At 57.4% G+C, this 25,008-nt stretch carries 24 protein-coding genes; 9 read left to right on the top strand and 15 right to left on the bottom strand.

The window, feature by feature from the left end; all coding sequences use genetic code 11:
• Positions 1-5: 5 nt before the first annotated feature.
• The 3 genes from B3X29_RS20725 to B3X29_RS20735 form a co-directional block, all read right to left on the bottom strand.
• Positions 6-977, bottom strand: a complete 972-nt coding sequence (locus tag B3X29_RS20725; protein WP_103177722.1) for a glycosyltransferase — start codon at positions 975-977, stop codon at positions 6-8.
• Between the two features lie 8 nt (positions 978-985).
• On the bottom strand, positions 986-1,969 hold the full coding sequence (locus B3X29_RS20730; RefSeq protein WP_103177723.1) for a glycosyltransferase: 984 nt from the start codon (positions 1,967-1,969) through the stop codon (positions 986-988).
• A 124-nt stretch (positions 1,970-2,093) separates the two neighbouring features.
• Positions 2,094-3,464: an O-antigen ligase family protein gene (locus B3X29_RS20735; RefSeq protein WP_159340409.1), complete on the bottom strand. Its 1,371-nt coding sequence runs from the start codon at positions 3,462-3,464 to the stop codon at positions 2,094-2,096.
• A 256-nt stretch (positions 3,465-3,720) separates the two neighbouring features.
• Here B3X29_RS20735 and B3X29_RS20740 point away from each other — a divergent pair, with 256 nt between their 5' ends.
• Positions 3,721-4,824, top strand: a complete 1,104-nt coding sequence (locus B3X29_RS20740) for a glycosyltransferase family 4 protein (RefSeq protein ID WP_103177725.1) — start codon at positions 3,721-3,723, stop codon at positions 4,822-4,824.
• Here B3X29_RS20740 and B3X29_RS20745 read toward each other — a convergent pair.
• Genes B3X29_RS20745 through rfaD form a run of 5 tightly spaced genes read right to left on the bottom strand, consistent with a single transcriptional unit; the run spans position 4,803 to position 9,973 of the window.
• Positions 4,803-5,912, bottom strand: coding sequence for a glycosyltransferase family 4 protein (locus tag B3X29_RS20745; protein ID WP_103177726.1), 1,110 nt, complete (start codon positions 5,910-5,912; stop codon positions 4,803-4,805). The genes B3X29_RS20740 and B3X29_RS20745 overlap by 22 nt on opposite strands.
• Positions 5,909-7,012: a putative lipopolysaccharide heptosyltransferase III gene (gene rfaQ / locus B3X29_RS20750; protein WP_103177727.1), complete on the bottom strand. Its 1,104-nt coding sequence runs from the start codon at positions 7,010-7,012 to the stop codon at positions 5,909-5,911. Before rfaQ ends, B3X29_RS20745 begins: the two co-directional genes overlap by 4 nt.
• Complete coding sequence (gene rfaC, locus B3X29_RS20755; protein WP_103177728.1) at positions 7,005-7,988, bottom strand: lipopolysaccharide heptosyltransferase RfaC; 984 nt, start codon at positions 7,986-7,988, stop codon at positions 7,005-7,007. Before rfaC ends, rfaQ begins: the two co-directional genes overlap by 8 nt.
• A gap of 3 nt (positions 7,989-7,991) precedes the next feature.
• Positions 7,992-9,038, bottom strand: coding sequence for an ADP-heptose--LPS heptosyltransferase RfaF (gene rfaF, locus B3X29_RS20760; protein ID WP_290567310.1), 1,047 nt, complete (start codon positions 9,036-9,038; stop codon positions 7,992-7,994).
• Positions 9,039-9,040: 2 nt separating this feature from the next.
• Positions 9,041-9,973, bottom strand: coding sequence for an ADP-glyceromanno-heptose 6-epimerase (gene rfaD / locus B3X29_RS20765; protein ID WP_103177730.1), 933 nt, complete (start codon positions 9,971-9,973; stop codon positions 9,041-9,043).
• Positions 9,974-10,188: 215 nt separating this feature from the next.
• Here rfaD and kbl point away from each other — a divergent pair, with 215 nt between their 5' ends.
• From kbl to B3X29_RS20780, 3 genes are all read left to right on the top strand, one after another.
• On the top strand, positions 10,189-11,385 hold the full coding sequence (gene kbl / locus B3X29_RS20770) for a glycine C-acetyltransferase (RefSeq protein ID WP_159340408.1): 1,197 nt from the start codon (positions 10,189-10,191) through the stop codon (positions 11,383-11,385).
• A 9-nt stretch (positions 11,386-11,394) separates the two neighbouring features.
• Positions 11,395-12,420 carry an L-threonine 3-dehydrogenase gene (gene tdh / locus B3X29_RS20775; RefSeq protein ID WP_103177732.1) on the top strand — a complete coding sequence of 342 codons (1,026 nt, stop codon included), beginning with the start codon at positions 11,395-11,397 and terminating at the stop codon, positions 12,418-12,420.
• Positions 12,421-12,559: 139 nt separating this feature from the next.
• Entirely contained in the window at positions 12,560-13,363 is an 804-nt protein-coding gene (locus B3X29_RS20780; RefSeq protein ID WP_103177733.1) for a glycosyltransferase family 2 protein, read from the top strand.
• A gap of 21 nt (positions 13,364-13,384) precedes the next feature.
• Here the strand turns inward: B3X29_RS20780 and B3X29_RS20785 are convergent, their stop codons facing one another.
• From B3X29_RS20785 to gpmM, 3 genes are read right to left on the bottom strand one after another with little or no spacing between them, the layout of a single operon-like run.
• Positions 13,385-14,329 carry a divergent polysaccharide deacetylase family protein gene (locus tag B3X29_RS20785; protein ID WP_103177734.1) on the bottom strand — a complete coding sequence of 315 codons (945 nt, stop codon included), beginning with the start codon at positions 14,327-14,329 and terminating at the stop codon, positions 13,385-13,387.
• A 3-nt stretch (positions 14,330-14,332) separates the two neighbouring features.
• Positions 14,333-15,616 (bottom strand): murein hydrolase activator EnvC, encoded by a 1,284-nt coding sequence (gene envC / locus B3X29_RS20790; protein ID WP_103177735.1) that lies wholly within the window; start codon positions 15,614-15,616, stop codon positions 14,333-14,335.
• A gap of 9 nt (positions 15,617-15,625) precedes the next feature.
• Positions 15,626-17,173 carry a 2,3-bisphosphoglycerate-independent phosphoglycerate mutase gene (gene gpmM / locus B3X29_RS20795; protein WP_156653693.1) on the bottom strand — a complete coding sequence of 516 codons (1,548 nt, stop codon included), beginning with the start codon at positions 17,171-17,173 and terminating at the stop codon, positions 15,626-15,628.
• A gap of 248 nt (positions 17,174-17,421) precedes the next feature.
• Here gpmM and B3X29_RS20800 point away from each other — a divergent pair, with 248 nt between their 5' ends.
• The 5 genes from B3X29_RS20800 (at position 17,422) to cysE (ending at position 20,539) form a co-directional block, all read left to right on the top strand.
• Complete coding sequence (locus B3X29_RS20800) at positions 17,422-17,853, top strand: rhodanese-like domain-containing protein (RefSeq protein WP_103177737.1); 432 nt, start codon at positions 17,422-17,424, stop codon at positions 17,851-17,853.
• Positions 17,854-17,867: 14 nt separating this feature from the next.
• Positions 17,868-18,119: a glutaredoxin 3 gene (gene grxC / locus B3X29_RS20805; RefSeq protein ID WP_103177738.1), complete on the top strand. Its 252-nt coding sequence runs from the start codon at positions 17,868-17,870 to the stop codon at positions 18,117-18,119.
• 32 nt (positions 18,120-18,151) lie between these two features.
• Positions 18,152-18,619, top strand: a complete 468-nt coding sequence (gene secB / locus B3X29_RS20810) for a protein-export chaperone SecB (RefSeq protein WP_032615746.1) — start codon at positions 18,152-18,154, stop codon at positions 18,617-18,619.
• A complete protein-coding gene (gpsA, locus tag B3X29_RS20815; RefSeq protein ID WP_159340407.1) occupies positions 18,619-19,638 on the top strand; it encodes an NAD(P)H-dependent glycerol-3-phosphate dehydrogenase in 1,020 nt (339 codons plus the stop codon). The genes secB and gpsA overlap by 1 nt, the downstream gene beginning before the upstream one ends.
• A 79-nt stretch (positions 19,639-19,717) precedes the next feature.
• Complete coding sequence (gene cysE / locus B3X29_RS20820; RefSeq protein ID WP_159340406.1) at positions 19,718-20,539, top strand: serine O-acetyltransferase; 822 nt, start codon at positions 19,718-19,720, stop codon at positions 20,537-20,539.
• Between the two features lie 39 nt (positions 20,540-20,578).
• On the opposite strand, the gene trmL is transcribed toward cysE, so the two are convergent.
• The 4 genes from trmL to lldP form a co-directional block, all read right to left on the bottom strand.
• Positions 20,579-21,052, bottom strand: a complete 474-nt coding sequence (gene trmL, locus B3X29_RS20825; protein ID WP_159340405.1) for a tRNA (uridine(34)/cytosine(34)/5-carboxymethylaminomethyluridine(34)-2'-O)-methyltransferase TrmL — start codon at positions 21,050-21,052, stop codon at positions 20,579-20,581.
• An 86-nt stretch (positions 21,053-21,138) separates the two neighbouring features.
• Complete coding sequence (gene lldD / locus B3X29_RS20830; RefSeq protein ID WP_103177742.1) at positions 21,139-22,326, bottom strand: FMN-dependent L-lactate dehydrogenase LldD; 1,188 nt, start codon at positions 22,324-22,326, stop codon at positions 21,139-21,141.
• On the bottom strand, positions 22,326-23,096 hold the full coding sequence (gene lldR, locus B3X29_RS20835; RefSeq protein WP_114316219.1) for a transcriptional regulator LldR: 771 nt from the start codon (positions 23,094-23,096) through the stop codon (positions 22,326-22,328). Before lldR ends, lldD begins: the two co-directional genes overlap by 1 nt.
• On the bottom strand, positions 23,093-24,748 hold the full coding sequence (lldP, locus tag B3X29_RS20840) for an L-lactate permease (protein WP_103177744.1): 1,656 nt from the start codon (positions 24,746-24,748) through the stop codon (positions 23,093-23,095). Before lldP ends, lldR begins: the two co-directional genes overlap by 4 nt.
• Between the last annotated feature and the right edge of the window lie 260 nt (positions 24,749-25,008).

Below are 25,008 nucleotides of genomic sequence, written 5' to 3' on the forward strand. Positions count from 1 at the left end.
GTAACTCAAAACTTTTTAGTGAGCGGGCGAATGGCTTTACCAAAACCAAAACGCAGGGCGCGGATCAGAGTAGGGCGTTTATGCAGTCCTTTACGCCAGATATCCTCAAACAGATTAAACCAACGCGCGGCGACCGCTTCGCGGGAATAAACCTGCAGACGTTTATCGCCCTGTTCACGCATCTGACGATAGAGTTCAGGGGTATTCTTCAGGCGCATAATGGCCTCGAAGGCTTCATCAGGCGTTTTGGCGATCAGGTAATCAAGCTCACTTTCGCGGATAGCACGGTACGAGGGTTCGTCATCGCAGATCATTACCGTTTTGCCGAGCCAGTTGTTAATCAGCTTGCTGGCAGGTTTACGCGTCAGCTTATGGTCATGGGATTTACGGAAGCTGATACAGACGTCGACGTCCTGATAGTTGGTCCAGTTATCGAAGGAGATGCGCAGGTCGATGCCCTGTTCAGCAAGGCGCTGCTTAAATTCGTCGCTACGGAAGGCCTCCGGGAAGCTGTCCACGCGGCCAAAAAAGGCCACGGTTTTGACAGTTTCATCGGTACGTTCGCGCGGTTTCACGCCGGGTTGCGGCCAGTAGGGTACAAAGACGCCATTGCTGCGGTTGCCCGCTTCCGGATTCTGATCCACCACCACGTCGGCGCCAATCACCGGTGGACGATCGGCACGGGCGACGACGGTGACGCCACGCCAGGGTTTAACGCGCGATCCAAAATCATCGTTATGCATCAGGTTGATGGCATCCGGGCGACACTCTGAGCCAAAAGAACACTCAATATCGTCGCCGTAATAGTGCTTCAGCGCCAGGGTGGTCTGGAACGTCCAGCCGCCGCGCCCGCCGCAGTAAAAGCGCTCCGGGATGGTGTCCGGGTTCACGCGGTTATCCAGCAGCGTCTGGAAATCTGCGTAGTTTTTAGCGATGAAATCAGCGCGGGAGACTGCGTGTAATTTAAGTTTGCTCATAATATCCGTTAGCCGATGATTTTCTTAAGGCGGAAGTAACGACGTCCCAGACGCCAGCGCTGGCGTAAGCCGCGCGCGTTTTGCCAGATCATCGACCAGATGCCGCGATCGAACAGTTCCTGAGTAATTTCGCGTTTCTTCGCGCTGTCTTCGATATTGTTAATGCTATGCAAAATACCCAAACCCTCTTTGGCGATTTGCCACTGACAGGCCGGGACACGCTTTACCTGCTCCGGGTAGCGCTTATTGATGGCGTCCAGCATTTCGAGGATCTTCATATAGTGACGTGACGAACGCATGCGGGTGTCGTCGGTACCTGGCGTATGGGAGACCGATGCAGAGTGGATCAGATAGTCGTAATAGACTTCGTCAATGTATTGCACCCGTTTCGCGGTCAGCAGTACTTCCGTGGTCCAGGGGATATCCTGATGGCGCAGGCCATGTTCGAAGGTAAAACCCTGTGCCTTGATAAAGGCGTGGCGATAAATATTCAGCCAGGTGACATGCAGGAATTTGCGCGAGGCCAGCGCCATCTGCAACCATTCGGGGCCATCCAGTACGCCAGTGGAGGCCAGCTTATCGGACGGGAAAATTTTTTTCGACGGACGGCCATCGTCATAAATATAGGTGCCGTTGCAGGTCGCGACATCCAGCTGGCCCGCAAAGGCGATCTCCAGCAGGCGCGGGTACATGCCAGGGTAAATAACGTCATCAATATCCGGGAAGGCAACGTATTCGCCGGCCGCCGCGGCCAGACCGGTGTTGCGCGCGGCTGATACGCCGCCATTAGCCTGGTCGATAACCTTAAAATGGGTAAATTCGTTGGCGTAGCGGGAAATAATTTCAGCTGAGCGATCCGTCGATCCGTCATTAACAATAATCAATTCCAGACTGGATAAATTCTGCTGTTTAATGCTGTCAAAAAAAGCGCTCAGGAATTTTTCGCCGTTATAAACGGCAACGATGAGACTTAATTGAGGCGTTTCAGACATGCTTTCTCCGTAAAAATACGCAACAATAAAAGGGTATAACCATCACATGCAACGGCATTTCGACAGCCGGCAGGCTAAAGCGTTCCACGCCAGGGTGTTAAACACCGCTGGCGTGACGTCTTCATCAGGATGTTAACTTCTCGGTCGGTGCAGGGCGTAGGGCGCACATACCAACCAGCAGGCCGGTCAGCAGCATATACTGCTCAAGGTAGTGATCTTTAAGGTTGTGATCGACCATGGTCCGGCAGAAGAAGCCGACGGTAAAGAGCAGCAGGAACATCCCCACCATCATGTTGCCGCGACGAAACTCCCGCCAGCCGATATACCAGCAGCCCACCAGCAGGATCAGCCAGCCGGCGATACCTATCACACCATTCTGAATACCAAATTCGATCAGGCCGTAGTGGCTATGGGGGATATTAATACGGTTATCCTGGGTATCCCGGCGTAATACATAACGGAAGGCCTCTTTTCTGGCCCCCATGCCTGCCGGATGTTCGGCAATCAGTTTCCAGCCCTGATGGAAAAAGCTGGCCCGACAACCATTGGAATGGTTCATAGGTACACCGAGACTGTTAACCGGTACCGTTCCGTCTGTTTTATTGTAACAAAAGCTAGTAAAGGGAGCGTTCCAGCCCGCTATGGCATCACTTTCCAGATTTTGCCAGCGTGGGTCTGTTTTCCAGGAAGCGTAACCGAGTAACACCGAGGCAATAGTAATGCCCACAAGAATGCCACCTGTAACGATAACCCGGCTGCGCCGCATGTTGTGCATGCTCAGCAGGATAAAGGTAGAGAAAATGCTGCCGACCAGACCGATGGTGCCCCAGCGGGTGTCCACCAGTGCGGTACACACCAGATTACTTAACAGCATTAACGCCAGTACTGAGGTTTTCAGGCGCAGGAAGCGTTGATGCAACAGACCACGCGCCAGCAGCTCGGCCATCAAAAAGCCGGTGATCATGTTGACCTGGAAGCTCATGCGGGTGCGGTTATAAACAATCCGTGTTTCACCCCAGTGTATATAGCCGTCGCGCCAGTAGAGCCAGAGTGAATCCAGCAAATGAACGCAGACCACGCCCCAGAAAAAGAGGATCACCAGCGTAAAGAAGCGGGCGGCGGTGATGGAGGGATAGGTTCGTTGGATCGCCGGTAATAATACCAGCCCTGCACAGAACAGTAATACCGGGCGTAGCCACTGACCGCTCCAGGCAGAAACCATCTCTTTAATATCTGGTGCGACAAAAAAACCATTAATCACAATAAAGAAAGTTAACGCCCATACCACGATAAGAACGAACTTAATTTTGCTTAAATTCAGCCGTTGTCTGGTTGCGTTATTGCTAAAAAAGAGACCAAGAGCGACCGCGACAATGGGATAAATCAAACCATTACGGTGAAACGGCAGCTGATCGTTAGGAATAGGCCAGACAAAACATAAGGCCAGTACAGCAAGGACTAACAGGCCTGTCAGAATGTTACGAGTATTTGTCATATTTTTTGGGCTGGTTAAGGATTTTTCGGTTCTTGACCGGCTGGTTAACAAGGCAGTGAGTGATTTCCACGGTTTTTCAGTGGGAAATAAAAAGCCAGAGAAAATTATCACAAATACCTGACCTACAGAAGGACAATGTTTGTAAGCAAGAATAATCCATATCACGCTTTCCAGTGCCTGGGCTTTATGTATTACCGGGGCTGTAACGTATATAATTTGTTGTTATGCCAGCTAATGCACAATAACCAGGAAAAGTATGCATATTGTTCACACTGAAGCCGACGGGGGTAAGGGCGGCCAGCCGTTACGCATTATTAATGAGTCCCTTGGGATGATTCAGCGTGGCCATCAGGTGACCATACTTTGCCCGGAGAGTGCGCCGCTGCATGGCCTGGCGCGCGATGCCGGGTTAACGGTGGTCACCATGCCGCTTCGGCGCAAGAACCTTCAGAACCTGCAGCAGCTGCGCGGCTGGCTGAAAGAGAACCGTTCATCCATTGATGTCATAAATAGTCATAATTCCGCCGATACCTGGCTGGTGGCGCTGGCCAATCTTACCCTCTCAAACCCGGTGCCGCTGGTGCGTACCCGCCATGCTTCCGGCGTGCCGCGCAACAACTGGACTACCCGCTGGCTGTTTCGTAAAGCCTGTTCGCATATCGTCACTACCGGGGAGGCGCTACGCCAGCAGATGGCCGATATCGGCGTGCCGATGAACCAAAGTACATCTGTACCGAGTGGCGTGGATACGCAGCGTTTTCATCCGGCGGATAAGCAACAGGCCCGCGCATACTGCGGCCTGTCGCAGGGGGATTTCTGGCTGGGGGTGGTGTCACATCTGCGGCCTAATAAAGGCCATAGCGTACTGCTACGCGCCCTGGCCGCCATTGATCATCCGCAGATCAAACTGGCGATAGTGGGAGAGGGGCCGCATAAAGCGACGCTGGAGCAGGAGATTATCGACCTGGGATTACAGGCGCGCGTAGTGATGGCGGGGCACCGGAGCGATCCTGAGCGCTGGTTCCCGGCGTTTGATGTTGCGCTTAGCCCGTCGCACGATATGGAAGGCGTCCCGCAGGGGGTGCTGCAGTCGCTGGCCTCGCGGATCGCCACCATCGCCACCGATGCGGGCGGCACGGCAGATGCCGTGATCGACGGCAAAACCGGTATTTTGATCGCCCAGCGCGATGAAACGGCGCTGCGCGAGGCGATTGTGAAACTGTATGAGGATGCTTTGCTGCGCCAAACGCTGGCGCAGCAGGGCTATGATTACCTGTGCCGCCATTTCACTCGTGAATGTATGCTTGCCTCAATGGAAAAGGTCTTTTCCAACGCGGCTCAACGCAGCAGTTCGCGATAGAGCGCCTGCAGCGCTTTCGCCATCCGCTCCAGGGTATAAGGCTCAGCAGTAGCGCGTGCTGCTGCTGAATAATCCACACCCTGGTCACGGCCCTGAAGCCAGAGGCTTATCGCCTGCTGATATCCGTCACTGTCGAGCGCGTCGCGCACCCAGCCGTTCACCCCTTCTTCAATCCACTCTGCCGCGCCGCAGCCATGGCTGGTGAGCAGCGGCAGGCCGCAGGCCAGCGCTTCGACACAGACATTCGGGAAGGGATCGTAGAGCGTCGGCAGGATCAGCGCGTCGGCGGTGCCGTAGACCTGGCGCACATCGGCGACCGGCCCCAGAAAACGCACCCGGGAAGCGACGCCGAGCGTCTGCGCCAGCTTTTCGAATTTGTGGGCGTGCTTGTCCCGCCCGGCAACCAGCAGCCAGACCTCAGGGTGAGGCACAATGGCGCGCAGCGCCGTCGCCACCCCTTTACGGCTGAAGCCGGAGCCGACATAGGCCAGAACCGGCGCATGCTGCGGAATACCCAGGACGTCCCGCTGGGAGAGCGTGCGCACATCCGGGCTGAAGTGGGTCGTATCCACACCGTTGTAGATCACCGTCAGCTTGTCATCGGCCAGGCCAAAACGGCGGGCGATATCGTCCCGCACCATTTTCGAGTTGCAGATCACTTTGCGCAGCGCAGGATGGGTAAACATCTGCGCTTCCGCCCGCAAAATATAGCGATGGTAGCGGCTCAGGGACTGCGCCCAGCGCGCCAGCGGCGACTGGATGCGGTTGTACTGCTCAAGCCAGGTTGCGTGTACGCCATCCCCGGCGCGGAAGATGGTCGCCCCGGGAATACGTTCGTGGCTCTGCACGATATCGAACTGCGTAAACTGCGCCGCCGCGGCGTCGGCAAAACCCGACTCGCGATCGAGACGGTTACGGAATGATGGATTAACCGTCAGCGTTTTCCAGCCGGCGGCATCCTCCCACTGGCGGGCGATCAGCGTGACGTCGAGAGCCGTATCCTGCGCCAGCACGTTCAGCGCGCGGGAGACGAAGCGCTCCGCGCCGCCGTTGGGGTTATAGGTCTGTCGGACGATAGCGAGCTTCATGCCGGGTTTTCCAGCAGCAGCGTATCGATGGCGCTCAGCACCATTTGCGGGGTGATCGCCGTAATGCAGTCGGAGACGCCGCTGTCGCCGCAGCCCGCTTTACCGCACGGCTGGCAGGTAAACCCAGCCACAATCACGCGGTAGTTCACTCCCCACGGCGCCCACTTAATCGCTCCGGTCGGGCCGAAGATGGCGACGGTCGGTGTGCCCACCGCGCTGGCGAGGTGCATCGGCATGGAGTCAACGCCGAAGTAGATCCGCGCGTGCTTCATCAGCGCGCCCAGCTCTTTCAGGTTTAGCTGACCGCTTAAATCAAACACCGGCTGGGTGAGCGCAGCCCGCAGCGCATCCATATAGTCGGTCTCTTCTTTTGACGGCGCGGCGGAGAGGATAACCGGCAGGCCGCGGGCCGCCAGGTTATCAATGGTCGCCGCCAGCTTTTGGATATCCCAGGCCTTAAACATCCAGCGCGACGTGGGGTGCACCAGAATGTAAGAGCCGCTGCTCAGCCCAAAGCCGGCCAGTTTTTCGGCAATCGACGCTTCCGCCGCATCGCCCGGTACAAACAGGGTGTGCTTGTCTGCATCGGTCTGGGGATGGATGCCGATCCGCCGCAGCGCATCGAGATTCACCTCCACCATATGGCGGCTGTTATCCTGGATCGCCGGGTAGAGGGTGGTGAAGGATTTCACCCAGCGGCGACGCGCCAGTCCGCCGCGTTTATCGGGCTTAAAGCCGACGGAGACGCGCGGCTTCAGACGGCGCGCCAGACGCGCGCCGTGCCAGTGTTCGGTGAGGTTGATCAGCACGTCATACTGACGCGCTTTCAGGGTCTTCAGCAGCGCACGATACAGACGGAACTGCGCGAACCAGCCCTTTTTACGCCAGTTACGCCCGATGGTATGCACCTGGTCGATAAACGGATGGCTGGTGAGCATCGCCTGGGTGTCGTCATACACCAGGGCATCCACTTCCACATCGGGATAGTTCGTTTTCAGTACCGTAAAGACCGGCGAGGTCAGCAGGACGTCACCGTGGTGACGCAGCTTTACGATCAGCACGCGCTTCGGTGGGCGCTCCGCTGAGAAAAAATCAGACATAGGCTCTCTCTGCTGCCAGCAACGGCTCTAATTGCGCAAAAACCGCAGCGGCGGAAAGGTCGCTCAGCTGCGATGAATGTTCCGGGCGGCAGATATATTGATTTTTGCCATAGCCGCCAATCAGACCCGGGTCCGTCGGGCCGTAAAGCGTAATATTAGGACGATCCAGCGCCGCCGTCAGGTGGCTGAGACCGGTATCCACCGACACCACCGCCGTCGCGCCCGCCAGCTGCTGCGCTACGCCATCCAGCCTCATCCGGGGCAGCACGTCCACGTAATCAAAGCCTTCCGCCAGACGCTTCGCCCGCGCCTCTTCGTGCGGGGCGCCCCACGGCAGCCTGATGCGCAGGCCCGCACTGCTCAGCAGGCCGATAAGATCGCGCCAGTGGGCTTCCGGCCAGTGTTTGTCATCCCGGGTGGTGGCGTGCAGGAAGATAAGATAAGGCGCGTGTGGCTTTGCATCGTGCAGGAAATGCTGCGAAATGGCGTAATCCCCCTGCAGTTGCGGTTTTGCATAGCCAAGGCTCTTTGCGAACAGCTCCCGGGTGCGCTCCACGGCATGCTGCTGCTTCGCGATCGCGTGGCGACGATTGTAGAACAGGCTCGCCAGCGGTTCACGGGCGCTCTGCCAGTCCATACCGTGCTTTATGCCGTGGGCCAACCGGGTGACCAGCGCCGCGCTTTTTACCAGCCCCTGGGCGTCGATGATCGCATCGTAATGGTGGGCCTGCAGCGCGTCGCGAAAGGCCTTACGCTCGGCCTTAATCGGTGCGGAAAACCACGCTTTGCGCCAGCGGCGGATCGCCACCGGTATAACCCGATCTACGGCAGCATGCCAGGTGGGGATCTGGGCGAAACCCTCTTCCACCACCCAGTCGAAACGGATACCCGGAATAGCCTGCATGGCGTCAGTGAGCGAGGGCAGGGTATGCAGCACATCGCCCATTGAGGAGGTTTTAACGATCAATACCCGCATCCGTTATCCTTCTTCGCTCAACAGCAGTTCGTTAAGCTCGTCGAGGACACGCTGCGGAGTGATGTCGATCAGGCTCTGGTGGTAGCCTTCAGCGGCGTCACCTTTACGGACTTTGTGGTAGCCGGTGATCAGGCGGATCACGCGCGCTTTATGCGACAGCGGCGGCGTGAAGTCCGGGCTGCTCGGGCCGTACAGCGCCACCAGCGGGCGGTTCAGCGCTGCGGCAACGTGCATCAGGCCGGAGTCGTTCGTGACCACTGCCTTACAGGCTGCCAGCAGGATCACCGCCTGCTCCAGCTGGGTCTCCCCGGCCAGATTGCGGCACCAGGCCTGCTGCTCGATGCTCAGCGCGGCGAGGATTTCATTGCCCACCTCGTGATCTTTCGTCGAGCCGAACAGCACAATCTGATAGCCTTCGTCGATCAGCTGCTTCGCCAGCTCAGCGTAGTGATAGTGCGGCCAGCGCTTCGCCGGGCCGAACTCCGCGCCCGGGCAGAAGCCGATGATCGGGCGATCGGCCTGCAGGCCAAAAGTATTGCAGATCTGGGATTTCTCACCCTCGTTAACCTGAAGCTGCGGCCACAGCAGCGGCTGCGGCAGGTCTTTCGCGCTGCGCATCACCCCTTTGTCGTAGGCCAGCGCCACGTAGCGCTCTACCATCAGCGGCCAGGCCTCTTTATCCAGTACCCGCGCGTCATTCAGCAGGCCGTAGCGCATCTCGCCGCGCCAGCCGGTGCGGTGCGGAACGCCCGCAAAGAAGGGAACCAGGGCAGATTTAAAGGAATTCGGCAGTACATAAGCGCGATCGTAGCGCTTGTCGCGAAGGCTATGGCCGAGCTTGCGGCGTTCGCCAATTTCCAGCGCCCCGTGGCCGAGCGGCATCGGGATCGCTTCGTTCACTTCCGGCATCCGCGATAACAGCGGACGACACCACGCGGGTGCCATCACGTCAATTATCGCCTGGGGATAGCGCGCCTTGAGCGTGCGATAGAGACTTTGCGACATCATCATGTCGCCCACCCATGACGGGCCTACCACCAAAATTTTCATACTTACGCGTCGCGGTTCAGCCAGGCCATATATTCCGTTACGCCTTCGGCAACGGTCTTGAACGGCTTGTCATAGCCAGCGGCACGCAGGTTGGTCAGATCCGCCTGGGTGAATGCCTGATAGCGGCCTTTCAGCTTGTCCGGGAACGGGATGTACTCAATGGTGCCTTTCTGGTGATACGCCAGCGCGGCGTCAGCCACCGCCTGGAAGGATTCTGCGCGGCCAGTGCCCAGGTTGAAGATCCCGGAGACGCCGTTTTCCCAGAACCACAGGTTCACTGCCGCCACATCGCCCACATAGACGAAGTCACGCTTGAAGCCATCGCTGCCTTCGAACAGTTTCGGACTTTCGCCATTATTCAGCTGGGTGTTGAGGTGGAATGCCACGCTCGCCATGCTGCCTTTGTGACCTTCGCGCGGTCCGTAAACGTTGAAGTAGCGGAAACCGACGATCTGGGAGTTCGCTTCTGGCAGCACCTGGCGCACGTATTCGTCGAACAGGAACTTGGAGTAGCCGTAGACGTTCAGCGGCTGCTCATATTCGCGGGACTCGATAAAGTCTGAGGTGCGCCCGCCGTAGGTCGCCGCGGAAGAGGCGTACAGGAACGGAATTTCGCGCTCCAGGCAGTAGTGCAGGATCTCTTTGGAGTACTGATAGTTGTTGTCCATCATGTACTTGCCATCCCACTCGGTGGTGGAGGAGCAAGCACCTTCATGGAAGATTGCGTCGATATCGCCGAACTCTTCGCCCGCCATAATCTGGATCAGAAAATCTTCTTTATCCATGTAGTCGGCAATGTTCAGATCCACCAGGTTAACGAACTTGGTGCCGTCTTTCAGGTTATCCACCACCAGGATGTCGGTGATGCCTTTGTCATTGAGAGCCTTAACAATATTGCTGCCGATAAAGCCCGCGCCGCCGGTAACGATAATCATAACTGTAACCTTTGAAGTGTGGAGCCCGGGGACAATCCCGGGCACTGATATTCATATCATATCATTAGTATGACCACCCTTCAGCCATTCACCGACTTAGCGCAGGGGTACACGTGATTTATGCTGCAAAAACGATAACTGTTAAAGCGTCATCTCGTATCGGGGTATAGCTTTGGGTAATATGTGCCGAAATTTGCCGAGTCTGGAGAATTGCAATGCGTGGTGATTTTTATAAACAGTTAAACAGTGACCTGGAAACCGCGCGGGCGGAAGGGTTGTTCAAAGAAGAGCGAATCATTACCTCCGCTCAGAAGGCAGATATCACCGTTGCCGACGGCAGCCAGGTGATCAACTTCTGCGCCAACAACTACCTGGGTCTTGCGAATCACCCTGAGCTGATTGCCGCGGCGAAAGCGGGCATGGACACCCACGGTTTTGGCATGGCCTCCGTGCGTTTCATCTGCGGTACCCAGGACAGCCATAAGGCGCTGGAGAGCAAGCTGGCCGCCTTCCTCGGAATGGAAGATGCGATTCTGTACTCCTCCTGCTTCGACGCCAACGGCGGTCTGTTTGAGACCCTGCTCGGCGCGGAAGATGCCATTATCTCCGACGCCCTGAACCACGCTTCCATCATCGACGGCGTGCGTCTGTGTAAAGCGAAGCGTTTCCGCTACGCCAACAACGATATGGTTGAGCTGGAAGCCCGTCTGAAAGAGGCCCGCGAGGCTGGCGCGCGTCATGTGCTGATCGCCACCGACGGCGTCTTCTCGATGGACGGCGTGATCGCTAACCTGAAAGGCGTCTGCGACCTGGCGGACAAATACGATGCGCTGGTGATGGTCGATGACTCCCACGCCGTCGGCTTTGTCGGCGAAAACGGTCGCGGCTCCCACGAATACTGCGACGTCATGGGCCGCGTGGATATCATCACCGGTACGCTGGGTAAAGCGCTGGGTGGTGCCTCCGGCGGCTACACCGCCGCGCGTAAAGAGGTGGTGGAGTGGCTGCGTCAGCGTTCCCGTCCGTACCTGTTCTCCAACTCCCTGGCGCCAGCCATCGTTTCCGCCTCCATTAAAGTGCTGGAGATGGTGGAGTCCGGCGCCGATCTGCGCGACAAACTGTGGGCTAACGCCCGTCTGTTCCGCGAAAAAATGACCGCCGCTGGCTTTACCCTGGCCGGTGCCGATCACGCCATTATCCCGGTGATGTTGGGCGATGCCGTCGTGGCGCAGAACTTTGCCCGTGAGCTGCAGAAAGAGGGGATTTACGTCACCGGTTTCTTCTTCCCGGTGGTGCCAAAAGGTCAGGCGCGTATCCGCACCCAGATGTCTGCGGCGCATTCTCCTGAACAAATTGAGCGTGCGGTGGAAGCCTTTACCCGCATCGGCAAACAACTGGGCGTGATTGCCTGAGGACGCATAATGAAAGCACTATCCAAACTGAAAGCGGAAGAAGGCATCTGGATGACCGACGTTCCAGAGCCGGAAGTCGGTCATAACGATCTGCTGATTAAAATCCGTAAAACCGCCATCTGCGGCACTGACGTGCATATCTACAACTGGGACCAGTGGTCGCAGAAAACTATCCCCGTGCCGATGGTAGTGGGCCACGAATATGTTGGCGAAGTGGTAGGCATTGGCCAGGAAGTAAAAGGCTTCAAAATTGGCGATCGCGTCTCTGGCGAAGGCCATATCACCTGCGGCCACTGCCGTAACTGCCGCGGTGGCCGTACCCACCTGTGCCGCAACACCGTAGGTGTGGGCGTCAACCGTCCGGGCTGCTTCGCAGAATACCTGGTGATCCCGGCGTTCAACGCCTTCAAAATCCCGGACAATATCTCTGACGATCTCGCCTCCATCTTCGACCCGTTCGGTAATGCGGTACACACCGCGCTCTCCTTTGACCTGGTAGGCGAAGATGTGCTGGTGTCTGGTGCAGGCCCAATCGGCATCATGGCAGCAGCCGTGGCGAAGCACGTCGGTGCACGTAACGTGGTGATCACCGACGTGAACGAATACCGTCTGTCGCTGGCGCGTAAAATGGGCGTTACCCGTGCGGTGGATGTCTCTAAAGAGAGCCTGAACGACGTGATGGAAGAGCTGGGCATGACCGAAGGCTTTGACGTCGGTCTGGAGATGTCCGGTGCGCCACCGGCGTTCCGCACTATGCTCGACACCATGAACCACGGTGGCCGTATCGCGATGCTGGGTATTCCGCCGTCGGATATGTCCATCGACTGGAATAAAGTGATCTTCAAGGGGCTGTTCATCAAAGGTATTTACGGCCGTGAGATGTTCGAAACCTGGTACAAGATGGCAGCGCTGATCCAGTCGGGTCTGGATCTCTCTCCGATTATCACCCATCGTTTCTCCATCGATGAGTTCCAGCAGGGCTTTGACGCGATGCGTTCCGGCCAGTCAGGAAAAGTTATTCTGAGCTGGGATTAAGTTAGAAAGCGCCTGCGGGCGCTTTTTTTCGCTGGTCTCACGTTTTTACGTCCACAAACGGATTGATACTAACTTTTCTTCGCTTTTTTCGCCCTGCGCTTATAGAGTTGGCTAAGGTTTACTTAACTTTACAGCGCATATGTTCAAGCTCACCGTTTGTTTGTTGACCTGTAATTCCGCCCGGCTGCTCCGTGAAGTGCTGCCTCCGTTGATCGTCGTCGCCGATGAAATCATTGTTCTCGACTCAGGCAGTCACGACGGCACATTAGCGATTTGCCAGGAGTATGGCATCACCCCTCATCACCACCCCTATGCCATGCATGGCGTACAGATGAATCACGCCATCGATCTGGCGAGCAATGACTGGGTGTTATGCATGGATAGCGATGAAATTCTGGATGCGGAGACCGTGGATTTTATCCTGCGTCTGAAAGCAGGTGATGAACCCCACCCACAGCTGGCATGGCGTATCGCCCGCTACTGGCATGTGCTGGGGGAAGAGGTGCGCACCATTTATCCCATCTCCTCACCTGATTTCCCGGTGCGGCTGTTTAACCGGACTCAGGCGCGTTTTAATCAGCGTCCGGTGGATGACAAAGTGGAAGGGGTGATCCAGTCGGCGAAAATACCGGGCCGCGTTCGGCATGACACCTTCTATTCCCTGCATGAGGTGTTCAACAAGCTCAACAGCTACACCAGCCGTCTGGTGAAGTACCAGACCATAAGGCCATCGATTGCCCGTGGCGTCATCAGCGCCATCGGCGCGTTCTTTAAGTGGTATCTGTTTAGCGGCGCGTGGCGTCAGGGAAGAGTGGGGGTGGTGACCGGTCTCTACGCTACCTTTTATAGCTTCCTGAAATATTTCAAAGCCTGGTATCAACACCAGGAGCAAAAAGCGTCCGCGGACAAAAAAAAGCCCGCGGACTCTCGTGTCATTGAGTAGGCCATCCCGCCTGAGGCGGGATTAGCTTTTCTTACCCCAGCCCTGCCACTGCAACTGAACATATTTCACCAGCGTGCTCTGGCTGATGCTTTCGCTAATCACCGAGAAGTAGCGGGTGACGTAAACCGGCTCTGGCGGCTGTTTAGGCGCACAGAGCGTCACGCCACGGAAAGGGTTACGCGGTTTTGTGCCAGGCGCAGCGCCAGCGGGCGGCGTGCTGACCGGTCGGGAGGTATCCACCTGCGGCTCATTGAGCAGGCTGCTCGCCGGTACCAGGGTAATATCCGCAGGCAGGTTGGGCAGCATCTGCTGCAACACGCGAACGGTGGACGGGTGAGGATGTCCGATGGCGATCGCCGAACCCGATCGGCGGGCCACCTGTACGGCACGGTTAAACTGGAAGCGGATATCGGCTTCGTTTTGCGTGTCATCGAGGAACACTTTGCGCTTAATCACCTTCACGCCGGTGCCCTGCGCGGCGCGCATCGCCTGGCTGTTGCCAATGGTCATGCTGTCCAGGAAATAGAGGTTATAGCGCGCCAGCGACTGCATCACTTTCTGCATGCCAAACAGGCTGGAGGTCATGGCGCTGCCCATATGGTTATTCAGCCCCACGGCATAAGGGACTTTGCCATAGGCTTCGCGGATGATGCGTTCGATCTCGTCGCTGGTCATCTCCGGGCGTAGCGTATCTTTTTCCAGCGGCTGTTTACTGAGCGGCGCCATCGGCAAGTGGATCAGCACTTCATGCCCGCTGTTATGGGCTTTGGTGGCCATTTCATGCGCGTGAGGCGCGTTCGGCAGGACGGCGACAGAGATGGCTGAGGGCATCGCCAGGACCTGATTTTCTGTGTGTGGACGATAACCGAAGTCATCGATAACGATAGCGAGTTTACCTGCGTAAACCGGCATCGCCAGCGCCAGTGCGCTGACGAGGGGAAAAACCATACGACGAAATTGAAGCAAAACTTATCTTCCCAACCACGGCTGTGGATTGACCGCCTGACCCTGGCGACGAATCTCGAAATAGAGTGACGGGCGGCCCTGACCGCCACTGCTGCCCACAAGGGCGATAGCCTGACCGGCCCGCACCTGGGTACCAACGCTGACCAGCGCGCTCTGGTTGTAGCCGTAAAGACTCATGTCGCCTTTACCGTGCTCTACCACCACCACCAGGCCGTAGCCCTGTAGCCAGTCGGCGAGGATCACCCGGCCATCGGCGATAGCTTTGACTTCGCTGCCTTCCGATGCACCGATCACAATCCCCTTCCAACGTAGCTCACCCTGCAGCTGTTCGCCATAGCGATGCAGAATAGAACCGCGTACCGGCCAGTAGGCCTGGCCGCGCGGTGAGCCTAAGCCGCCGGTGCGGGACATCAGCGAACGTTCGTTTTCGGTCGGTTTATAGGTGGTGCCTTTGCGGGAGGCTTCCTGCTGCTTGTCACGCACGGCCTGCGCTTCGCGGGCCTCTCTTTCGGCGCGCGCTTTCGCTGCTGCCTCTGCACGGGCGATGCTGTTGCGCAATTTCGATTCGTTAGCGCGCATTTCGCTCAGCTGGCTCTGACCTTCCTGAATGGAGGATTCGAGACCGGCAAGGGTTTTCTTACGTTCGTTGCGCGCCTGCTCCAGCTTGGCTTGCTGCGCCTGCTGATCGTAGAGCAGGGTCTGCTGCTGGCTCTGTTTCTCTTCCAGCTCCGCTTTTTGCGTGGTGACCTCTTCGCGCGTCTGCTTCAGCTGGGCGATGGTCTCCTGGCGGGACTGGTTGAGGTAACCGAAATAGGCCTGCAGGCGCTGGCCGCGCTGGCTCTCTTCACCGCTGAGGATCAGCTGAACGCCGGTGTGTTCGCCCTGGCGAAAGGCTGCGTCTAACTGCGCCGCAAGGTTGCGCTCCTGAGCCGCGCGCTGGCGCTCAAGTTTGGCGATAGACGCATTCATCTCGTCTATTTGTTTATTGAGCTGGGCGAGGGTGTTCTGGGTTTCACGTAGCTGACGTGCGGCCGCGGAGATGGCCTCTTCCTGCTTTTTGAGTTGCGCAAGCAGCGACGAGCGTTGCTGCTGCTGTTGGCGTACCGCCCGCTCTTTAGCGGCGATATCCGCCTGAATGCTTTTGAGCTGATCGCGCTCGTCCGCCTGGGCGGATGCCGCGCACAACAATACGCCAGCGCTGAGTGCGCTGGCGTACAGTAAAGGCCTGACTGATAACCGTAACGGCTTCACGACCCATGTGAATGAAACAATCGCCTTTCCCCTCATGGGGAGGGATTATTCCACGATGAACAGCGGCTTGCCAGTCATCTCTTGCGGGATTTCCATGCCCATCAGGGTCAGCATGGTCGGGGCGATGTCCGAAAGCTTACCGCCATCAACGGATTTCACGGATTTATCACCGACATAAATCAGTGGTACCGGTAGGTTAGTATGCGCGGTATGCGCCTGGCCGGTGGCCGGATCGCGCATCTGCTCGGCGTTACCGTGGTCAGCGGTGATCAGCATCTGGCCGCCTGCGGCTTCCACCGCTTTGGTAACCTGTTCAATGCACAGATCCAGCGCTTCAATGGCTTTGATTGCCGCTTCCATTACGCCGGTATGGCCCACCATGTCGCCGTTCGGGTAGTTACAGATGATGGCGTCGTATTTGCCGCTTTCGATAGCAGCAACCAGCTTCTCGGTCAGCTCGGCGGAGCTCATCTCTGGCTGCAGATCGTAGGTTGCCACTTTCGGGGAGTTGATCAGGATGCGATCTTCGCCTTTGAAGGACTCTTCTACGCCGCCGTTAAAGAAGAAGGTAACGTGGGCATATTTCTCGGTCTCGGAGATGCGCAGCTGGGTCTTGTCGTGCTTCGCCATCCACTCGCCGAAGGTGTTCGCCAGGGAAGAGGGCGGATAAGCGCATGGCGCTTTAATGTCGGCGGCATATTCGGTCAGCATCACGAAATCGCCGAGCTTAACCTCTTTTTTACGGGCGAAGCCGTCGAAATCGGCATTCACGAAGGCGCGAGTGATTTCGCGGGCGCGGTCAGCACGGAAGTTCATGAAAATCAGCGCATCGCCATCTTCCATCGCGGCATCAGCCTGGCCTTCAGCACGGATCACGGTCGCTTTCACGAATTCGTCGTTTTCATCGCGGGCATATGCGGCTGCCAGCGCGGCAACGGCGGTATCTGCCTGGAACTCGCCTTTGGCTTCTACCAGCAGATTGTAGGCCTGCTCTACGCGATCCCAACGGTTGTCGCGGTCCATGGCGTAGTAGCGGCCAATGATAGAGGCTACGCGGCCTTTGCCCAGTGCGGCAAACTTCTCTTCAAAGGCTTTCAGGGAGGATTCAGCGCTGCGTGGTGGGGTATCGCGGCCATCCAGGAAGGCGTGCAGATAGATTTTGTCTGCTCCTTTCTCTGCTGCCAGCTCCACCATCGCCATGATGTGATCTTCATGGCTGTGAACGCCGCCCGCGGAGAGCAGACCCATAATATGCACCGCTTTGCCCGCGGCCGCCGCTTTCTCAACCGCGCCAGTCAGCACCGGGTTAGCAAAGAAGGTGCGTTCTTTAATTTCAACATCCAGACGGGTCAGGTCCTGATAAACAATGCGGCCTGCGCCCAGGTTGACGTGTCCAACTTCGGAGTTGCCCATCTGGCGATCGGGCAGACCCACTTCCAGGCCGGAAGCATCAATCAGGGTGTGCGGACGTTTTGCCCACAGCGCATCCATGACCGGGGTTTTAGCGTTGAAAATGGCGTTATCCTGCTGATCTTCGCGATAGCCATAGCCGTCAAGAATCACCAGTACCATAGGTTTTTTAGAAACCGACATTGCGACAACCTCTTTGCTCAAAAGACAAAAAATTTGCGTAATTTTACTACAGCTGAATCGATCAAATAGCCGCAGAAGATCAAAGAAACCGCGGGGGCAGGGCTAAGGTTAGGCCATTTTTGCTCTTTTTTTTCGTGGCAGTACGCAGAAAATGGATTAGCTTATTGTCGCTGGCTGTATTTGCCACAACGCACAGGTATACTCCTGTCCTGGTTTTTTATTCACTTAGTCGGGAGTCGTTACCCCCCATGCAAGAAATTATGCAATTTGTCAGCCGCCACCCCATACTTTGTATCGCGTGGATTGGTCTACTGGCGGCAGTACTTTTCACCACGTTCAAAGGCCTCACCTCGAAAGTGAAGGTGATCAACCGCGGCGAAGCAACGCGTCTTATCAACAAAGAAGATGCAGTGGTTGTCGATCTGCGTCAGCGCGATGATTTCCGCAAAGGCCATATTGCAGGGGCGATTAACCTGCTGCCGACCGACATCAAAGCTAATAACCTTGGCGAACTGGAAAAGCATAAAGATAAACCGATTATTGTCGTTGACGGCACCGGTATGCAGGCTCAGGAGCCCGCAAACACGCTCGTCAAAGCTGGCTTTGAGAAAGTCACTGTCCTGAAGGACGGTATCTCTGGCTGGAGCGGCGAAAATCTGCCTCTGGTTCGCGGTAAGTAAACAGGAGTCTGAACATGGCCAATATCGAGATCTACACCAAAGCGACCTGTCCGTTCTGCCATCGTGCAAAAGCGCTGCTGGACAGCAAAGGCGTTACCTTCCAGGAACTGCCGATTGATGGCGACGCTGCAAAGCGTGAAGAGATGATTAAACGTAGTGGCCGTACGACGGTTCCGCAGATTTTTATCGATGCGCAGCACATTGGTGGCTGTGATGACTTGTATGCGCTTGACGCGCGTGGTGGACTCGATCCGCTGCTGCGCTAAGGCGTTTTAGGACAATTAAAAAGGGCTTTTCCATGTCAGAACAAAATAATACCGAGATGACTTTCCAGATCCAGCGCATCTACACCAAAGATGTCTCCTACGAAGCACCTAATGCGCCGCACGTTTTCCAGAAAGACTGGCAGCCAGAGGTTAAACTTGATCTGGATACCGCTTCCACCCAGCTGGCGGAAGATGTGTATGAAGTCGTGCTGCGTGTTACCGTAACCGCCTCTCTGGGCGAAGAGACTGCATTCCTGTGTGAAGTACAGCAGGGCGGCATCTTCTCTATCGGCGGCATCGAAGGTAATCAGATGGCGCATTGCCTGGGCGCATACTGCCCGAACATTCTGTTCCCGTATGCCCGCGAATGCATCACCAGCCTGGTTTCCCGTGGTACGTTCCCGCAACTGAACCTTGCGCCAGTGAACTTCGATGCGCTGTTCATGAACTATCTGCAGCAGCAAGCTGGCGAAGGTACTGAACAACATCAGGATGCCTGATGAGTACTGTCAATGCGTCAATGACTGTGATCGGTGCCGGCTCTTACGGCACCGCTCTTGCCATCACCCTGGCAAGAAATGGACACGAAGTGGTTCTCTGGGGCCACGATCCCAAACATATCGCGACGTTACAAGCCGATCGCTGCAACGTCGCGTTCCTCCCCGATGTGCCTTTCCCTGACTCACTGCATCTTGAAAGCGATCTTGCGACGGCGCTTGCCGCCAGCCGCAATATTCTGATCGTGGTGCCAAGCCACGTGTTTGGCCAGGTGCTGCGACAGATTAAACCGCTGATGCGTGACGATGCGCGTGTGGTATGGGCGACTAAAGGGCTGGAAGCCGAAACCGGACGCCTGTTACAGGATGTCGCCCGCGAAGCGCTGGGCGATGCCATTCCGCTGGCGGTGATCTCCGGCCCAACCTTTGCGAAAGAGCTGGCGGCAGGGCTGCCGACGGCCATTTCACTTGCCTCGACCGATGAGGCCTTCGCTGACGATCTGCAGCAGCTGCTGCACTGCGGTAAGAGCTTTCGCGTTTACAGCAACCCCGATTTTATCGGCGTACAGCTGGGCGGTGCGGTGAAGAACGTTATCGCTATCGGCGCGGGCATGTCCGACGGCATCGGCTTTGGCGCCAACGCACGTACCGCTCTGATCACCCGTGGTTTAACTGAAATGTCCCGTCTTGGCGCGGCGCTCGGTGCCGAACCGGCCACCTTTATGGGGATGGCAGGGTTAGGCGATCTGGTGCTGACCTGTACCGACAACCAGTCCCGTAACCGTCGTTTTGGCATGATGCTCGGCCAGGGCATGGATGTGATCGGCGCGCAGGAGAAGATCGGCCAGGTGGTGGAAGGCTACCGCAATACCAAAGAAGTCCGCGAGCTGGCACACCGCTTTGGTGTCGAAATGCCAATAACCGAGGAAATTTATCAGGTATTGTATTGCGGAAAAAATGCGCGCGAGGCAGCATTGACCTTATTAGGTCGTGCACGCAAGGACGAGCGTAGCAGCCGTTAACCGCAGGAAAGCGTTGTCCCCTGAATGACCCGGCTGGCAAAGAACTGGCCGGTCATTATTATTACGTCTGGAGTAAGCAATGCCGTGTGAAGAACTGGATATCGTCTGGAACAATATTAAAGCCGAAGCCCGGGCTCTGGCTGACTGTGAGCCCATGCTGGCCAGCTTCTACCACGCGACGCTACTCAAGCACGAAAATCTCGGCAGCGCCCTGAGCTATATGCTCGCCAATAAACTGGCTTCACCGATCATGCCGGCAATCGCCATCCGTGAAGTGGTGGAAGAGGCCTATGCGGCTGACCCGGAGATGATCGCCTCCGCCGCCTGCGATATTCAGGCGGTACGCAACCGCGACCCGGCGGTGGACAAATACTCCACGCCATTACTCTATCTGAAAGGTTTCCACGCCCTGCAGTCCTACCGTATCGGCCACTGGCTGTGGAACGAAGGTCGCCGCGCGCTGGCCATCTTCTTGCAGAATCAGGTCTCGGTGAGCTTCCAGGTGGATATTCACCCGGCGGCGAAGATTGGCCGCGGCATCATGCTCGACCACGCAACGGGTATTGTGGTGGGTGAAACGGCGGTGATTGAAAACGACGTCTCAATCCTGCAGTCCGTTACCCTGGGCGGGACCGGGAAAACCAGCGGTGACCGTCACCCGAAAATTCGTGAAGGGGTGATGATTGGCGCAGGCGCGAAGATCCTCGGCAATATCGAAGTTGGGCGCGGCGCGAAGATTGGCGCCGGTTCGGTGGTGCTGCAACCTGTCCCGCCGCATACCACCGCCGCAGGCGTTCCGGCACGTATCGTCGGCAGGCCGGACAGCGATAAACCGGCGATGGATATGGATCAGTTCTTCAACGGTATCCACCATACCTTTGAGTATGGCGACGGGATTTAACCTGTAGGCCGGGTAAGCGAAGCGCCACCCGGCAAGAAATCAGCTACGTAATATCGCGCCAGGGTATCCCAGCTGGCGCCAGGCTTCATACACCACCACCGACACCGCATTCGACAGGTTCATACTGCGGCTGTCCGGCATCATCGGAATACGAATTTTTTGTTCAGCAGGCAGGGCATCAAGAATGGTGGCCGGCAGGCCGCGCGTTTCCGGGCCAAACAGCAGATAATCCCCTTTCTGATAGCTCACGGCGCTGTGGGCAGGCGTGCCTTTCGTTGTCAGGGCAAAGATCCGCTCCGGCTTTTCCGCGTCCATAAAGGCAGCCAGATCCTGATGGCGCACCACGGCGGTGAATTCGTGGTAATCCAGCCCGGCGCGGCGCAGGCGCTTGTCGTCCCACGTAAAGCCCATTGGCTCGATGATATGCAGACGGAACCCGGTATTGGCGCACAGGCGGATGATGTTGCCGGTATTAGGTGGAATTTCTGGTTCGAATAGAACGATGTTAAGCATGCTGCCCCCTTAAATAGCGCGGGCAGAATATCATCCCCTCTCCCCTTTGGGGAGAGGGTCAGGGTGAGGTATCAGACCGCACTCATCTACGCCGCGTTCCCCTGCGCCAGCGGCGCCAGCCCGGCAGGGAGTTTACTCAACTCCTGCACCAGCATCTCCTTGCTGATTTCCGGGATGGTTTTCGCTCCGGTGAGCGTCATCGCCACCTTCATCTCTTTCTCGATCAGGTTGAGCAGATTGGCAACGCCTGCCTGGCCGTGGGTCGCCAGCGCATACAGATAGGCGCGGCCCAGCAGGACGGTATCGGCCCCGAGGGCAATCATACGCACCACGTCCAGGCCGTTGCGGATGCCGGAGTCCGCCAGAATCGCGATATCGCCCTTAACCGCATCGGCAATGGCGGGCAGGGCGCGGGCCGAGGAGAGCACGCCGTCGAGCTGGCGGCCGCCGTGGTTCGACACCACAATCCCGTCGGCGCCGAAACGGACCGCATCGCGGGCATCTTCCGGATCGAGGATCCCTTTGATCACCATCGGGCCATCCCAGAACTCGCGGATCCACTCCAGGTCTTTCCACGAGATGGACGGATCGAAGTTATTCGCCAGCCAGCCAATGTAATCTTCCAGCCCCGTCGGCTTACCCAGATAGGTGGAGATATTCCCCAGATCGTGCGGGCGGCCGTTGAGCCCCACATCCCACGCCCATTGCGGATGCGTTACCGCCTGCCAGTAGCGGCGCATCGCCGCATTCGCGCCGCTCATTCCGGAGTGAGCATCGCGATAGCGTGCGCCGGGGGTCGGCATGTCCACGGTAAAGACCAGGGTGGAACAGCCTGCCGCCTTCGCCCGCTCCAGCGCATTGCGCATAAAGCCGCGGTCGCGCAGGACGTACAGCTGGAACCACATCGGGCGCTTAATGGTGGGAGCCACCTCTTCAATCGGGCAGACGGAAACGGTTGAAAGCGTAAACGGAATGCCTTTCGCATCCGCGGCGGCGGCGGCCTGCACTTCACCCCGGCGGGCATACATGCCGCACAGCCCGACCGGGGCGAGGGCGACCGGCATGGAGAGCGTTTCATTGAACAGCTTCGTCTCAAGACTCAGGTCGGACATATTCTTCAGCACGCGCTGGCGTAGGGCCACTTCCGACAGGTCTTCCACGTTGCGACGCAGGGTGTACTCGGAATAGGCCCCTCCATCGATATAGTGAAACAGGAACGGTGGCAGGATGCGCTGGGCGGCGGCGCGATAGTCACTGGCTGCGGAAATGATCATCAGTTCTTCTCCCTGGAAATAACAGTATCGCCCGGTAGGCGGGTAATACGCGCCTGCCGGGCCTGATCTTCATCAAATTGTTTAATGGTGGTGTGGACGAAGCCCAGATGCGCCATCATCGCGGCGCGTGCGGCTTCGGCATCACCTGCCAGAATGGCGTTGAGGACCGCTTCGTGCTGCTCGGTCAGCCGGGCAAAAACCGGCGGCACCAGATACATGCGCTGGCGACTCTGCTTTACGGACGATTGCAGCAGGTCGAAGAAGCCGCGCATGGTCTGGAGCAACACGACATTGTGTGAGGCCTCGGCAATGGCCAGATGAAACCGGACGTCCGCCTGCGAGGCGATATCCGGATCGCTGCTTTGGGTGGCCTCGAAGCAGGCTTTGAGCTTCTCTTTATCCGCTTCGGTTGCCCGCATAGCCGCATGCCAGGCGGTGCTGGTTTCTATGGCGTGACGGGCTTCGAGGATGTCAAAGCTGTAGTCCGGGTCGTTCTCCATCAGAGTTTTCAATGGCTGAACAATGTTCTGCCCGGACCAGTCATCGTCCTGCCAGCGCACAAAGGTGCCGCCACCGCGACGGCTCACCAGCACCCCTTCGCTGACCAGGGTCGCCAGGGCTTCGCGCAGCGAGTTACGCGATACGCCAAGCCGGGCGGCAAGCTGGCGTTCGGCGGGCAACTTCATGCCCGCTTCCAGCTGCATCTCTTCAATCAGCGCCCGCACGCGAGTAGCAATCTCGTCGGACAGGCGTCTGGGCATCACTATCATGGGATCATCCAGGTTAAGACATAGGCCTGCAGGGTGGTGATGACCCCGACCATGCAGGTAAATATCAGGCTGTGTTTAACGGTAAAGCGGAACAGGTCGGACTCTTTCCCCACCAGGCCTACCGCCGCACAGGCAATGGCGATGGACTGCGGGGAGATCATCTTGCCGGTGACGCCCCCGGTGGTGTTGGCCGCCACCAGCAGAACATCCGACACGCCAATCTGCTGCGCGGCTGTCGCCTGCAGGGCCGCGAACAGGGCGTTCGATGAAGTATCTGACCCGGTCAGGAAGACCCCCAGCCAGCCGAGGAACGGCGAGAAGAAGGTGAAGGCTGAACCGGTATGGGCCAGCGCCAGGGCCAGCGTTGACGACAGGCCGGAGTAGTTCGAGATAAACGCGAACGCCAGCACCATGCCGATGGAGTAGATCGGCAGCATCAGCTCTTTAAGGGTCGCGGCAAAGGTCTGCACCGCGGCAACAGGCTTCATGCGCAGCCACATCACGGAAAGGAGGGCGGCAAACAGAATGGCGGTACCGGTGGCCGAGAACCAGTCGAACTTGAACACCGCCGCGTACGGCGTGGCGTCATGTACCACCGGCGGCATACGGGCAACCATCTTGTCGAGGAACGGCACGGAGATATTGACCACCATGTCATACAGCGCGCCGTTCGGAGCGAACAGGGCTTTAAACGGCGGGATACTCCACAGCGTCACGGTCGCGGTCAGGAACAGGAACGGCGACCAGGCGCGGACGATTTGTCCTGCGGTATAACCCGTGCGGGCCAGAGTCTGATCCACGTGCGAGGCGCCCATATCGGCAAAGCGGAAGATACGCACCGGCTGCCAGCGTTTCAGGAACAGCGTCAGGCAGACCAGCGAGACCAGGGAAGAGATAATGTCCGGCAGTTCCGGGCCAAGGAAGTTAGAGCTCAGGTACTGGGCGATGGCGAACGAGCCACCCGCGACCATTACCGCAGGCCAGGTCTCTTTAATGCCGCGCCAGCCGTCCATAATCGCCATGATCCAGAACAGCACGATAATGGTCAGGAACGGCAGCTGGCGGCCCACCATCTGGCCGATCTCGAAACTGTCCAGGCCGGTTACCTGCCCGGCCACCAGAATCGGAATGCCCATCGCACCAAACGCCACCGGCGCGGTGTTGACGATTAGGCACAGACCCGCGGCATAGAGCGGATTGAAGCCAAGACCGACCAGCAGGGCGGCGGTGATCGCCACCGGGGCACCAAATCCGGCAGCCCCTTCCAGGAACGCGCCGAAGGAGAAGCCGACAATCAGCATCTGCAGACGCTGGTCCGGGGTGATGGAGAGGATCGACGAGCGGATAATGTCGAACTGCCCGGTCTTCACCGAGATTTTATAGACAAAGACCGCTGCAATGATGATCCAGGCGATGGGCCACAGGCCGTAGAAGAAGCCATATACCACCGAGGCCAGGGCACGATCGACCGGCATTTTGTAGAAGAACAGCGCTACCAGCAGGGCGATGGCAACGGTGTACGTCGCCGCAAGGTAGCCCTTCAGCTTGAGCTTAATCAGCGCGAAGAAGAAGAACAGAATAGGTAGCGAGGCGATCAGGCTAGATAGCCAGATATTTCCTGCCGGATCGTAGTTTTGTTGCCAGAGGCTCATTGCAGGTCTCCCGAGGACCACACCTTCTGTGAGGCGGTGAGTCTGTGCTCATCTCTGCGTCACATTATGTGTAAAATTGGTCCTGCCAATAGTGTGATGTAGGGTTAATGACAACAAATGGTTAACCAAATGTTATTGGTCGGCAATATGTTTGTGAGCAAAGATTATAGAAATGTGAACCAAGGAAGGGTTGTTCAGTGAATTGGTAGGGCCAATGTGGAGAGGGAAGAAAGCGGTAGGCCGGGTAAGCATCGCGCCAC

The organism is Leclercia sp. UBA5076, from assembly GCF_002416465.1.
Classification (GTDB): Bacteria; Pseudomonadota; Gammaproteobacteria; order Enterobacterales; family Enterobacteriaceae; genus Enterobacter.